The organism is Halovulum dunhuangense (assembly GCF_013093415.1).
Lineage (GTDB): Bacteria > Pseudomonadota > Alphaproteobacteria > Rhodobacterales > Rhodobacteraceae > Halovulum > Halovulum dunhuangense.
In genome coordinates this window covers 2050006-2063255 of the sequence record NZ_JABFBC010000001.1, presented here as the reverse complement: position 1 = coordinate 2063255, position 13250 = coordinate 2050006, and the positions used below count along the sequence as shown (strand labels likewise).

The 13250-nt window shown below is 67.3% G+C and carries 14 protein-coding genes; 8 read left to right on the top strand and 6 right to left on the bottom strand.

Annotated elements, in window-relative coordinates; translation table 11 throughout:
* Positions 1-64: 64 nt before the first annotated feature.
* Positions 65-562, bottom strand: coding sequence for a single-stranded DNA-binding protein (gene ssb, locus HMH01_RS10000; RefSeq protein WP_171324848.1), 498 nt, complete (start codon positions 560-562; stop codon positions 65-67).
* 202 nt (positions 563-764) lie between these two features.
* Between ssb and HMH01_RS09995 the strand changes: the two genes are divergently transcribed.
* From HMH01_RS09995 to HMH01_RS09985, 3 genes are all read left to right on the top strand, one after another.
* Complete coding sequence (locus tag HMH01_RS09995; protein WP_246237309.1) at positions 765-1385, top strand: lytic transglycosylase domain-containing protein; 621 nt, start codon at positions 765-767, stop codon at positions 1383-1385.
* 122 nt (positions 1386-1507) lie between these two features.
* Positions 1508-4366, top strand: a complete 2859-nt coding sequence (gene uvrA / locus HMH01_RS09990; RefSeq protein WP_171324845.1) for an excinuclease ABC subunit UvrA — start codon at positions 1508-1510, stop codon at positions 4364-4366.
* A 90-nt stretch (positions 4367-4456) separates the two neighbouring features.
* Positions 4457-4624, top strand: coding sequence for a hypothetical protein (locus tag HMH01_RS09985; protein WP_171324842.1), 168 nt, complete (start codon positions 4457-4459; stop codon positions 4622-4624).
* 75 nt (positions 4625-4699) lie between these two features.
* Here HMH01_RS09985 and mmsB read toward each other — a convergent pair whose 3' ends face one another.
* The 5 genes from mmsB to HMH01_RS09960 form a co-directional block, all read right to left on the bottom strand.
* Positions 4700-5572, bottom strand: coding sequence for a 3-hydroxyisobutyrate dehydrogenase (gene mmsB, locus HMH01_RS09980; protein ID WP_171324840.1), 873 nt, complete (start codon positions 5570-5572; stop codon positions 4700-4702).
* Between the two features lie 25 nt (positions 5573-5597).
* Positions 5598-6623, bottom strand: coding sequence for an enoyl-CoA hydratase/isomerase family protein (locus HMH01_RS09975; RefSeq protein WP_171324838.1), 1026 nt, complete (start codon positions 6621-6623; stop codon positions 5598-5600).
* On the bottom strand, positions 6620-7768 hold the full coding sequence (locus tag HMH01_RS09970; protein ID WP_171324834.1) for an acyl-CoA dehydrogenase family protein: 1149 nt from the start codon (positions 7766-7768) through the stop codon (positions 6620-6622). The genes HMH01_RS09975 and HMH01_RS09970 overlap by 4 nt, the downstream gene beginning before the upstream one ends.
* A 27-nt stretch (positions 7769-7795) precedes the next feature.
* A complete protein-coding gene (locus HMH01_RS09965; protein WP_171324832.1) occupies positions 7796-8350 on the bottom strand; it encodes a hypothetical protein in 555 nt (184 codons plus the stop codon).
* A gap of 113 nt (positions 8351-8463) precedes the next feature.
* Entirely contained in the window at positions 8464-9963 is a 1500-nt protein-coding gene (locus HMH01_RS09960) for a CoA-acylating methylmalonate-semialdehyde dehydrogenase (RefSeq protein WP_171324830.1), read from the bottom strand.
* A gap of 105 nt (positions 9964-10068) precedes the next feature.
* On the opposite strand from HMH01_RS09960, the gene HMH01_RS09955 reads away from it, so the two are divergent.
* The 5 genes from HMH01_RS09955 (at position 10069) to HMH01_RS09935 (ending at position 13206) form a co-directional block, all read left to right on the top strand.
* On the top strand, positions 10069-10968 hold the full coding sequence (locus tag HMH01_RS09955) for a LysR family transcriptional regulator (RefSeq protein ID WP_171324827.1): 900 nt from the start codon (positions 10069-10071) through the stop codon (positions 10966-10968).
* Positions 10969-11028: 60 nt separating this feature from the next.
* Positions 11029-11466, top strand: coding sequence for a CBS domain-containing protein (locus HMH01_RS09950; RefSeq protein ID WP_171324824.1), 438 nt, complete (start codon positions 11029-11031; stop codon positions 11464-11466).
* A gap of 88 nt (positions 11467-11554) precedes the next feature.
* A complete protein-coding gene (coaD, locus tag HMH01_RS09945; RefSeq protein WP_171324822.1) occupies positions 11555-12055 on the top strand; it encodes a pantetheine-phosphate adenylyltransferase in 501 nt (166 codons plus the stop codon).
* 54 nt (positions 12056-12109) lie between these two features.
* Positions 12110-12622 carry a peptidylprolyl isomerase gene (locus HMH01_RS09940; protein ID WP_171324819.1) on the top strand — a complete coding sequence of 171 codons (513 nt, stop codon included), beginning with the start codon at positions 12110-12112 and terminating at the stop codon, positions 12620-12622.
* Positions 12619-13206, top strand: coding sequence for a peptidylprolyl isomerase (locus HMH01_RS09935; RefSeq protein ID WP_171324816.1), 588 nt, complete (start codon positions 12619-12621; stop codon positions 13204-13206). Before HMH01_RS09940 ends, HMH01_RS09935 begins: the two co-directional genes overlap by 4 nt.
* Positions 13207-13250 lie beyond the last annotated feature (44 nt).

The following is a 13250-nucleotide window of genomic DNA, read 5'->3' as shown; positions in this document are numbered from 1 at the left end:
GACTGCAACGCAAGAGGGCCGCCCGGGGGCGGATTTCTGCCCGCCGGGCGCCGGATTGTCGGTCTCAGAACGGGATGTCGTCGTCCATGTCGCGCGGCGGGCCCGAGGGCTGCTGCATGCCGCTGCCGTAATCGCGGTCGTTGCCGCCCCCGTAGGAGCCCGAGCCCCCGCCATAGGAGGAGCCGCCGCCACCGCCACCGCCGCCCTCGCCGCGACCGTCGAGCATGGTCAGCTCGCCCTTGTAGGGACGCAGCACGACCTCGGTGGTGTAACGGTCCTGGCCGGACTGGTCCTGCCATTTGCGCGTTTCCAGCTGACCCTCGACATAGACCTTGGATCCCTTGCGCAGATACTGCTCGGCGATCTTGACCAGCGGTTCCGCGAAGATGGCGACGTTGTGCCATTCGGTCTTTTCGCGGTTCTCGCCGCTGTTGCGGTCGCGCCAGCGCTCGGATGTGGCGATCCGCAGGTTGCAGACCTTGCCCCCGTTCTGGAAGCTTCGCACCTCGGGATCGGCGCCCAGATTGCCGATGAGGATCACCTTGTTCACGCTGCCGGCCATCGCCCAGCCCTCCGCTCGAATCTCGTTTCGCCCGGACGTTAACGGCTTTGACGCCGGCGTGCCATCCGGTAGCTGCGCCGCCATGCCGGCCGCGGCAGGCTCGGCCAGACCGGTTAACGGCAGCCTAACCGGCGCGCGACAGGTGACAGGCGCCCCGGTTTTTGCTAAGCGGCCAAAGGTTTCGACGTATTCAGGGGGCGGCATGACCGCGCGTATTACAATCCTGGCGGGCCTTGCCCTGCTGGTCGTCATGCCATCCGGTGCTGGTGCGAACGGACTTTTCGGCAGCGGCTCGGCGCTGTCCTCGTACGATCAGGCGCTTATCCGCAAGCCCGAGCCGGGCGCCCTGCGCAACGCGCCGCGCATCCCCAGCACAGCGCGCGAGGCGGTGGAAACGCCGGGGATATCTCTCGACGTCTACAGTCCGGGGCAGGAATTCGCCGTCGCCCGGCCGCTGCCCGACAGCCCGCACGCCCCCCATGCCCGTGCCGCCGCGATGCGCCACGGGATTCCGGTGGACCTGTTCATGGCGCTGGTCACGCAGGAAAGCGGCTGGAACCCGCGGGCGGTGTCCCACAAGGGGGCGATCGGGCTGGCGCAGCTGATGCCCGGCACCGCGCGCATCCTGGGTGTCGATCCGCATGATCCGCTGCAGAACCTGGATGGCGGCGCGCGCTATCTGGCCGAGCAGTACCGCAAGTTCGGCAGCTGGCGGCTTGCGCTGGCGGCCTACAATGCCGGCCCGCAGGCGGTGGAACGCTATCGCGGCGTGCCGCCCTATCGCGAGACGCGCAACTACGTCACCGCCATCCTGGGCAACTGACCCGGGCAAATCCGTCAGGGCGCTGACGGCGACTTGCATGTTTTCACGTTTTGTTCGTATTTTGCCCGGGTGGGAATCCGGCGCGTGCGGCTTATGTGACGCTTTCCGGACGGGAGCTGGATATGGCTGATCTCAAGAAAATCGAAATCCGCGGCGCGCGCGAACATAACCTGAAGTCGATCGACGTGGACATTCCGCGCGACGAGCTGGTGGTGATCACCGGCCTCTCCGGCTCGGGGAAGTCGAGCCTCGCCTTCGACACGATCTATGCCGAGGGGCAGCGCCGCTATGTCGAATCGCTGTCGGCCTATGCGCGGCAGTTCCTCGACATGATGCAGAAGCCCGATGTGGACCACATCTCGGGCCTGAGCCCGGCCATCTCGATCGAGCAGAAGACCACATCGAAGAACCCGCGGTCCACCGTGGGCACGGTGACCGAGATCTACGATTACCTGCGGCTTCTGTTCGCCCGCGTCGGCACCCCCTACAGCCCGGCCACCGGGCTGCCCATCGAGGCGCAGCAGGTGCAGGACATGGTGGACCGCGTCATGGCCATGGAAGAGGGCACCCGCGCCTATCTGCTGGCCCCCATCGTGCGCGACCGCAAGGGCGAGTATCGCAAGGAATTCCAGGAACTTGCGAAGCAGGGCTTCCAGCGCGTCAAGGTGAACGGCGCGTTTCACGAGCTGGACGATGCGCCCGTGCTCGACAAGAAGTTCCGCCACAATATCGACGTGGTGGTGGACCGCATCGTGGTGAAGGACGGGATCCAGACCCGGCTGGCGGACAGCTTCCGCACCGCGCTGGACCTGGCCGACGGCATCGCCATCCTGGAAACCGCGCCGAAGGAAGGCGATCCCGAGCGGATCACCTTCTCCGAGAATTTCGCCTGCCCGGTGTCGGGCTTCACCATCCCGGAAATCGAGCCGCGGCTCTTTTCCTTCAACGCGCCCTTCGGGGCGTGCCCGGAATGCGACGGGCTTGGGGCCGAGCTGTTCTTCGACGAACGCCTCGTGGTGCCGGACGAGAACATCAGCCTGTTCGGCGGCGCCATCGCGCCCTGGGCCAAGACCAAGTCGCCCTATTACCGGCAGACCATCGAGGCGATCGCCAGGCACTACGGGTTCGACGCGAAGAAGAAATGGCGCGACCTTCCGCCCGTGGCGCAGCAGGTGATGCTGCACGGATCAGGCGGCGAGAAGATCAAGTTCCGCTACGATGAAGGCGGGCGCATCTACGAGGTGGCGCGCCCCTTCGAAGGCGTGATCCCCAACATGGAACGCCGCTACCGCGAGACCGACAGCGCCTGGGTGCGCGAGGAATTCGAGCGTTTCCAGAACAACCGACCCTGCGGCGCCTGCGGCGGCTATCGCCTGAAGCCCGAGGCGCTGGCGGTCAAGATCGCCGGCCGCCATGTCGGCGAGGCGGTGCAGCTTTCGATCCGCGAGGCGCTGGACTGGGCCGAAAGCGTGCCGGCCGCGCTGACGGCGCAGAAGAACGAGATCGCCCGTGCCATTCTGAAGGAAATCCGCGAAAGGCTTGGTTTCCTTGTGAATGTCGGGCTTGATTACCTGACGCTTTCACGGTCGTCGGGCACGCTTTCGGGCGGCGAGAGCCAGCGCATCCGGCTGGCCAGCCAGATCGGTTCGGGGCTGACGGGGGTGCTCTATGTCCTCGACGAGCCCTCGATCGGGCTCCATCAGCGCGACAACGGGCGGCTTCTGACCACGCTCAAGAACCTGCGCGACCAGGGCAACACCGTGATCGTGGTCGAACACGACGAGGAGGCCATCCGCGAGGCGGACTACGTTCTCGACATCGGCCCCGGCGCGGGCGTGCATGGCGGCCAGATCATCGCCGCCGGCACCCCCGCCCAGATCGAGGCGGCGCCGGGGTCCATCACCGGCGACTACCTGGCCGGCCGACGCCGGATCGAGGTGCCGGCCGAACGGCGCAAGGGCAACGGCAAGTGGATCGTGGTCGAGGAAGCGTCGGGCAACAACCTGCGCGACGTGACCGCGCGGTTCCCGCTGGCCACCTTTACCTGCGTGACGGGCGTCTCGGGCGGCGGCAAGTCAACGCTGACCATCGAGACGCTGTTCAAGACCGCCTCGATGCGGCTGAACGGCGCCCGGCAGACACCGGCGCCCTGCCGATCGATCACCGGGCTTGAGCATCTGGACAAGGTCATCGACATCGACCAGCGCCCGATCGGGCGCACGCCCCGCTCGAACCCTGCCACCTATACCGGGGCCTTCACGCCGATCCGCGACTGGTTCGCGGGCCTGCCCGAGGCCAAGGCGCGCGGCTACAAGCCCGGGCGCTTCAGCTTCAACGTGAAGGGCGGGCGCTGCGAGGCCTGCCAGGGCGACGGGGTCATCAAGATCGAGATGCATTTCCTGCCGGATGTCTACGTCACCTGCGAGACCTGCCAGGGCAAGCGCTACAACCGCGAGACGCTGGAGATCCGCTTCAAGGGCAAATCCATCGCCGATGTGCTGGACATGACGGTCGAGGATGCCGAGCAGTTCTTCTCGGCCGTTCCCGCGATCCGCGAGAAGATGACCGCGCTGATGCGGGTGGGCTTGGGCTACATCAAGGTGGGCCAGCAGGCCACGACCCTTTCGGGCGGCGAGGCGCAGCGCGTCAAGCTGTCCAAGGAACTGGCCAAGCGCTCCACGGGCCGCACGCTCTACATTCTCGACGAGCCGACCACCGGCCTGCATTTCGAAGATGTTAAGAAATTGCTGGAAGTCTTGCACGAGCTGGTGGAGCAGGGGAACACGGTGGTGGTGATCGAGCACAATCTCGACGTGATCAAGACGGCCGACCACATCATCGACATCGGGCCCGAAGGGGGCGACGGGGGTGGCGAAATTGTGGCGACCGGCACGCCGGAGGAAATCGCGGCAGTCGAGAAAAGCCATACCGGTCAGTATCTTGTGCCCATGTTGAAAGTCGGAAGGATAGCGGCGGAATAGCCTTAAATTACCGTTAACCAGTCCAAATCCTGTCCCATCGGCTGACTAGGTTTGACCCTGTCGGGGGTAGCGTTCTTGCAGGAGAAAAAAATGGGACGTGGAACGAGCCTTACAGAGCAGTTTCTGGCGATCGGATTCGTGCTCATCGCATGCCTCGCGGTGTTCGGTGTGCTGCACAAGGATGAGATCATGGCCGGAGAGATAGACCAGGTTGTCGCGAGCTACATCTCTGGCGGCGATTCCGAGCAGGCGCAGTAACCTACACGCGCATTTCTGCCATTCCGGGCCGCAGCGCATTCAGGGTGCCGCCGCGGCCCGGCGTTTTTCACGGGGTCATTCGCCCCGGTGACGGCCGGCAAGCCAGGGCAGCACCGCAGAGAAGTCGCGCCCCTTGCCGCCCCCTTCGACGAAGGCGGCATAGAGTGCCGCCGCATGGGCGCCCATCGGCGTATCCGCATCGGCGGCCCCGGCAGCAGCCTGGCTGAGGTTCAGGTCCTTCAGCATCAGTTCGGCGGCAAAGCCCGGCTTGTAGTCGTTGTCGGCGGGCGTTTTCGGCCCCACGCCCGGCACCGGGCAATAGGTGTTGATCGACCAGCAAGAGCCCGACGAGGTCGACACGACGTCGAACATCTTCTGCGCGTCCAGCCCCAGTTTCTGCGCCAGGCCAAAGGCCTCGCACACGCCCAGCATGGAAATGCCCAGGATCATGTTGTTGCAGATCTTGGCCGCCTGGCCCGATCCGGCGCCGCCGCAATGCACGGCCTTCTGGCCCATGATCTCGAACAGGGGCAGGGCGGTGGCGAAATCCCGCTCGGCGCCCCCCGCCATGAAGGTCAGCGTACCCGCCTGCGCGCCGCCGATCCCGCCCGAAACCGGCGCGTCGACAAAGCCCAGCCCCGCCGCCTGCGCCTGTTCGGCCACGGCACGCGCGCTTTCCACGTCGACGGTCGAGCAGTCGACCAGCACCGCGCCGGCCTGCATCGCCGGGATCACCTCGGCGGCGACGCGGCGCAGGATCGGGCCGTCGGGCAGCATGGTCACGACGATATCCGCCCCCTGGGCAGCGTCGGGGGCGCTTGCGGCCTGTGCCACGCCCTCGACGGTGACGCCCGCCACGTCGAAGCCGGTGACGTCATGGCCAGCCGCGGCAAGGTTTTTCGCCATCGGGCCGCCCATGTTGCCCAGTCCGATGAATCCGATCTTCATGGTTTCGTTTCCTCCTGCATTGATCTCAAAGCCGCAGCGCGTCGGGGCCGAGCGTGCCCAGCATGGCCGACACCTCTTCCGGGGGCACCGCATCCGGGCCCGGATGGCTCCAGCGCGGGGTGCGGTCCTTGTCGATGATCTGGGCGCGGATGCCCTCGAGCAGGTCGCCCTTTTCCGCGGCGCGGTGGGTGAAGCGGTACTCCATTTCCAGCGCCGCCCGGATATGGCCGAAGGGGCGCACACGATGGATCAGTTCCACCGTGCAAGCCATTGAAATAGGGCATAGTCGCGCCATGCTGTCGCGCAGGGCGCGGCCCTTGTCATCCGCGTCCAGCGCGGCCCAGATATCGGACAGCGTCGCACCCGCGAAATGCGCGTCGATCCAATCCCGGTCCTGCATCAGGCGGCCGTCGGGCGGATCCTGTGCCAGCGTCGCGATGACAGATGGATCGCCCGTCTCGATCAGCGCCTCGCGCAGCTCGGACCAGCGCGCCTCGGGGATGAAATGGTCGGCAAAGCCCGCCGCCAGCGCGTCCGAGGCATCCATCCGTGCGCCGCTCAGCCCCAGATACTCGCCCAGCCGTCCCGGCGCGTGCGCCAGCAGCAGCGAGCCGCCGACGTCCGGAACAAGCCCGATCGTGCATTCGGGCATCGACATGCGCGTGCTCTCGCCCACGATCCGGTGCGATCCGTGACAGCCCAGCCCCACGCCCCCGCCCATCGTGTAGCCTTGCATCAACGCGACGTAAGGCTTTGGAAAGTCGGCGATCCGGGCATTCAGCGCGTATTCGTCGCGGAAAAACCTTCGCCCCGGTTCGAAATCGCCACGCGATCCCGTCTCGTACATGTATTGCAGGTCGCCCCCGGCGCAGAATGCGCGCGCGCCCTCGGCGTCGATCAGGACGCAGGCGATATCATCGTCGGTGGCCCATTCGTCGAGCGCGGCGCTCAGCGCATGGACCATGCCGATGTTCAGCGCGTTCAGGGCCTTGGGGCGGTTCAGCGTGACATGGCCGATGCGGCCCGACTTTCGGATGCGGATGTCGCTCATGCCGCATGCTCCGCCAGCAGGCTGCGGGCGACGATCACGCGCATGATCTCGTTGGTGCCTTCCAGGATCTGGTGCACGCGCAGGTCGCGCACGATCTTCTCGATGCCGTAATCGGCCAGGTATCCATAGCCGCCATGGATCTGAAGCGCCTCGTTCGCCACGTTGAAGGCGGCGTCGGTGACGAAGCGCTTGGCCATGGCGCAGTGTTTCGTGGCGTCCGGCGCGGCCCGGTCCAGTTTCCACGCCGCCTGGCGCAGGAAGACGCGGGCGGCCTGCAACTCGGTCTCCATGTCGGCCAGCTTGAACTGAAGCGACTGGAAACGGTCGATCGACTGGCCAAAGGCCTTGCGGTCCCGCGCATAGGCGATGGATGCGTCCAGCGCGGCCTGCGCCGCCCCCAGCGCGCAGGCCGCGATGTTGAGCCGCCCGCCGTCGAGCCCCTCCATCGCGTAGCGGAAGCCCGCGCCTTCCTCTCCCAGCAGGTTCTCGGCCGGGGTCGGGCAGTCGTCCATCTGCACCTGCGCGGTGGGTTGCGCGCGCCAGCCCATCTTGCGCTCGTTCGCGCCGAAACTGAGCCCCGGCGCGCCGCCCGGGACCAGCAGGGCGGATATGCCCTTCGGCCCCTCGGCCCCGGTGCGCGCCATCACGATATACAGGTCGGAATACCCCCCGCCCGAGATGAAGGCCTTGGTCCCGTTCAGCCGGTACCCGTCGTTCGTGCGCTCGGCTTTCGTGCGCAAGGCCGCCGCATCCGAGCCCGATCCGGGTTCCGTCAGGCAGTAGGAGGCGACCGCCTCCATGCTGGCGAGTTTCGGCAGCCAGGCCGCCCGGGCAGCATCCGTGCCGTATTTCGCGACCATGGCCGCGCACATGTTGTGGATCGACAGAAACGCCGCGACGGACGGGCAGGCCATCGACAGCGCCTCGAAGACCAGCGTCGCATCCAGCCGCGAGATGCCGGCCCCGCCCTGTTCTTCCGGCACATAGAGCGTGGCCAGCCCCAGCGCGCCCGCCTCCTGCAGCACGTCGCGGGGCAGGGTGCCCGCCTCGTCCCAGGCCAGCGCATGCGGCGCGATGCGGTCCTGCCCGAAATCGCGGGCCATGTCGAAAATGGCGCGGCTGTCCTCGCCCAACTCGAAATCCATGCGTCTCTCCCTGGTGGTGCGGTCTTTTCAGGGCGCCCGGTATTCCAGGCTGCCGGTAATGCCGTCGGGGCCGATCTGCACCCCGATCTGCGTGCGCGGTCGGGGGTCGTCGGGCCGCCAGACGGGGCGGTATTCGGTGCGGCACACGATCCGGTCGGGCAGGGGGGCGGGCCGGATGATCGTGGCAGGCGCCTCGGGGCGCGGGTAGTCGGGCGTCGGCACGCGGGTGTCGGCGGGCGGGATGCCGGGCAGGCGCTCGCACACCTCGACCGGGACCGCCCAGCCAAGGCCGGGGCGCCAGATCACGTCGCTGGCGATGATGCGGCGCGGCTCGTCCTCGCGCGAAGCGGCTTCGGCCGCGGCCGCGGCGCGGGCAGCCTCGGCGGCGGCCTGTTCACGGCGCAGGGTTTCGGCCGCTTCCCTGCGTTGCGCTTCCTGTTCCGCGAAGAATGCCTCGCGCTCGGCGCTGGGGCCGAAGACCGGAAAGCCGCCCGACCCGCCCGAGCCGATGGTCGGCAGGCTGGTCTGGGCGCTGGCGGCACCGGCAAGGATCAGGGCAAGACTGGCGATCAGGTGGCGCATCGCGTGGACCTTTCCAACATTCCCGCGCCGATCATAGCGCAAAGAACGAAGGGGCGCAGGGGGTTGGTCCGGAACGGGCAGGGCCCCGGCACGGTCGCCGGGGCCCCGCTCCGTCAGCCCATCGTCGGGATCGAGAATTCGGCCCCTTCCTTGGTGCCCGAGGGCCAGCGCGCGGTCACCGTCTTGGTCCGCGTGTAGAAGCGGAACGCGTCGGGGCCGTGCTGGTTCAGGTCGCCGAAGGCCGATTTCTTCCAGCCGCCGAAGGTGTGGTAGGCCAGCGGCACCGGGATCGGCACGTTGATGCCGACCATGCCGACATTGACCCGCGCCGCGAAATCGCGCGCGGTGTCGCCGTCGCGGGTGAAGATCGCGGTGCCGTTGCCGTACTCGTGATCCATGGCAAGGCTCAGCGCCTCTTCATAGGTCTTGGCGCGCACCGTGGACAGCACCGGGCCAAAGATCTCCTGGGTGTAGATGTCCATGTCCCTGGTCACGTTGTCGAAGAGGCAGGCGCCCACGAAAAAGCCGTTCTCGTAGCCCTGCATCTTGAAGCCGCGGCCATCGACGACCAGCTTCGCGCCCTGCTCGACGCCACGATCGACCAGCCCGAGAACCCGGCGCTGCGCGTCCGCCGTCACCAGCGGGCCGAAATCCACGTCGTTGCCGGCGGTGTAGGGCCCGATCTTCAGCGCCTCGACCCGCGGGGCGAGCTTTTCGATCAGGCGGTTGGCGGTTTCCTCGCCCACCGGCACCGCGACCGAGATAGCCATGCAGCGTTCCCCCGCCGCGCCGTAGCCGGCACCCACCAGCGCGTCCACCGCCTGGTCCATGTCGGCGTCGGGCATGATGATCATGTGGTTCTTGGCGCCGCCGAAGCACTGCACGCGCTTGCCGTTGGAACAGCCGCGCCCGTAGATGTATTCCGCGATCGGGGTCGAGCCGACGAAGCCGATGGCGCCGATCTCGGGGTGATCGAGGATCGCGTCCACGGCTTCCTTGTCGCCGTTCACGACCTGCAGGATGCCCGCGGGCAGGCCCGCCTCGATCATCAGCTCGGCCAGCATGATCGGCACCGACGGATCCCGCTCGGACGGCTTCAGGATGAAGGCGTTGCCGGCGGCGATGGCGGGGCAGAACTTCCACATCGGGATCATGGCGGGGAAGTTGAAGGGCGTGATGCCGGCGGCGATGCCGATGGGCTGGCGCATGGAATACATGTCGATGCCCGGGCCCGCGCCGTCGGTGAACTCGCCCTTCAGCAGGTGCGGCGCGCCGATGCAGAACTCGGCCACTTCCAGCCCGCGGATCACGTCGCCCTTGGCGTCGGGGATCGTCTTGCCATGCTCGCGGCTGAGCGCCTCGGCCAGCTTGTCCATGTCGCGGTTCAGGAGTTCCACGAATTTCATCAGCACGCGGGCGCGGCGCTGCGGGTTGGTCGCGGCCCATTTCGGCTGAACGGCCATGGCGCCCTGGACGGCAGCGTCCAGTTCGGCCGCCGAGGCCAGCGGCACGCGGCCCTGCACTTCGCCGGTCGCGGGGTTGAACACGTCGGCAAAGCGGCCCGAGGTTCCGGCCACGCGCTTGCCGTTGATGAAGTGACACATCTCCTGCATCGCACATACTCCTGTGATTACGGTTTCCGCCCCACTCTAGCCTTGCGGAAATGCCCGTTACAGAGGCAATATCTCAAAAGCATCTTGCAGGAATGCAGGTACGACATGGCCGATGCCCAATGGGACGATCTGCGCATATTCCTGGCGGTGGCGCGCGCCGAAAGCCTGACGGGGGCGGCCAAGGCGCTGCGCCTCGACCCTGCGACGGCGGGGCGCCGGGTGGGGCGGCTGGAAGAGTCGCTGGATGCGCGGCTTTTCGTCAAGTCACCCCAGGGCTACACCCTGACCGAGGCGGGCCAGCGCCTGTTCGAGCATGCGCTCAGGGTCGAGGAGGCGATGCGCGGCGCGCTTTCGGGGGGCGTCACGCCCGCCGACGCGCTGTCGGGCTCGGTCCGGATCGGGGCGCCCGACGGCTGCGCGAACTACCTGCTGCCGCAGGTCTGCGCCGCGATCTGCGAGGGCAACCCGGGGCTGGAGGTGCAGATCGTGGCCCTGCCGAGGGTGTTCAACCTGTCCAAGCGCGAGGCCGACATGGCGATCGCCGTCTCGCGCCCCAGTGCGGGCCGGCTGACGGTGCAGAAGCTGGCCGACTATCACCTGCACCTGGCAGCCGCCGAAAGCTATCTCGAACGTCATGCGCCGATCCGCAGCCTTGGCGATCTCGCGGGGCATCCGGTGGTGGGCTACATCCCCGACATGATCTTCGACCGCGAACTTGACTACCTGTCCGAGATCGGGACCAGCCGGCCGGAATACGCGTCGAATTCCGTGCCGGTGCAGCTGAACTGGATCCGGGCGGGGGCGGGGATCGGCATCGTCCACGACTTCGCGCTGCCCTTCGCGCCGGGGGTGCGGCGTCTGCTGACCGGCGAGATCTCGCTCAGGCGCAGCTTTCACCTGATCCGCCATGCCGACGACCGTCGAGTGGAGCGGCTCAACCTGTTCGCCGAGGCGCTCGCCCAGCGGTTGCGCGCCGAGGTGGCGCGGCTCGAGTCGCTGGCTTGACAGAATGTCGCAGCGGCGCGACCCTGACCCCAACAAGAACCACCTGGGGGGACAATCCCGATGACCGTGCGCCAGATACTCAAGTCCAAGGGATCGAACGCCATTCTCACCATAAGCCCGGATGCCACCGTGGCCGAGGCGGCGATGCTGCTGTCGGAAAAGCGGATCGGGGCGCTGATCGTGTCGAAGGACGGGGAAAGTCTCGACGGGATGCTGTCCGAGCGCGACATCGTGCGCGAACTGGGCCGCCAGGGCGCCCAGGTGATGGGCGCGCTCGTGTCGTCGCTGATGACGGCCAAGGTCATCACCGCGGCCCCCGACGACGTGTCGGTGCAGGTGCTGGAGAAGATGACCCGCGGCCGCTTCCGCCACCTTCCGGTGCTGGAACAGGGGCGCATGATCGGCGTCATCTCGATCGGCGACGTGGTCAAGCACCGCATCGACGAGGTGGAGGCCGAGAACACCGCCCTGACCGAGATGATCGTCGGCCACGGCTGACCGGCGGCCGGGCCACGACCGCGGGCGGGGTTGACCTGCGCGGCGCGATGCGGTCTGTCACGGCAGGCAACAGGCGCAGGAACGGACCATGCGGACAGGACTCTATCCCGGCACATTCGACCCTGTGACGGTGGGCCACGCGGACATCATCCGCCGCGCCTGCCGCCTGGTGGATCGCCTGGTGATCGGCGTCGCCATCAACCGCGACAAGGGGCCGCTCTTTCCGCTGGAGGACCGGGTCCGGATGATCGAGGCGGAATGCGCGAAGCTTGGCGCCGACGAGGGCACCGAGATCGTGGTGCATCCCTTCGAGAACCTGCTGATCGACTGCGCGCGCGAGGTGGGCGCGCATGTGATCGTGCGTGGCCTGCGCGCGGTCAGCGACTTCGAGTACGAGTTCCAGATGGTCGGCATGAACCGCGCCATGGACGACAGCATCGAGACGGTGTTCCTGATGGCCGACGCGAACCACCAGGCGATCGCCTCGCGGCTGGTCAAGGAGATCGCCCGGCTGGGCGGCAATATCCGGCCCTTCGTATCGCCCGCCGTCGCCGAAGAGATCGAAGCGAAATTCGCCCGCAAGGGTTGAGAACCGGGGCAAAGACCCCAACTCCGCATGGACCCTCAAAACCAGGAGAGTGCCTTGGCCGATATCAAGGATCCCGAGAATACCCTCATCATCACGCTGAAGGATGGCGAGGTCGTGGTGGAGCTTCTGCCCGACGTCGCGCCCCAGCATGTCGAACGCCTCAAGACGCTGGCGCGCGACAAGGCCTATGACAACGTGGCCTTTCACCGGGTGATCGATGGCTTCATGGCCCAGACCGGCGACGTGAAGAACGCCAACATGGAAAAGGACTACAACCCGCGCATGGCCGGCACCGGCGGCTCGGACCTGCCGAACCTGCCGGCCGAATTCTCCAGGGTGCCGTTCGACCGCGGCATGGTCGGCATGGCGCGCTCGCAGAACCCGAACTCGGCCAATTCGCAGTTCTTCATCATGTTCAAGGACGGCCATTTCCTGAACGGCCAGTACACGGTCTTCGGGCGTGTCGTCGGCGGCATGGAGCATGTGGACGCCATCACCCGCGGCGAGCCGCCGGCAAACCCCGACCGGATGATCACCGTCCGCGTCGCCGCGGATGTCGCGGCATGATCCGGCGCAGCTTCATCGGGCTGGCGGCCGCGCTTGCACTGGGCGGCGCGGCGCTGGCGCAGGAGGGTGTCGATCTCGGCACTCAGACGCTGGTGATCGATGTCGAGGGCCCCGGCGCCAACGGCACCATCGAGATCGAGCTTCTGGCGGATGTCGCCCCCGCCCATGTCGAGCGCATCCGCCTTCTGGCCGAGGCCGGCGCCTATGACGGCGTCGCCTTTCACCGGGTGATCGATGGCTTCATGGCGCAGACCGGCGATGTCGAGTTCGGGACCCGCGACCAGTACGCCTTGGGCGGGGCAGGGCGCGGCGGGTCGGACCTGCCGGACCTGCCGGCCGAATTCTCGGACATCCCGTTCGATCGGGGCGTGGTCGGCATGGCGCGCGCGCAGAACCCCGACTCGGCCAATTCGCAGTTCTTCATCATGTTCGACGAAGGCCATTTCCTGAATGGCCAGTACACCGTGTTCGGCCGCGTGGCCTCGGGCATGGAGGTGGTCGACCAGATCACCCGCGGTGTCGACCAGTCGGGCAGCGTGCCGGAACCCGACTACATGACCAGCGTCCGCGTCGAGCGGCGCTGAGACCGCAGTCGCAGGATGGGAAAGGGGGCCGCAGTGGCCCCCTT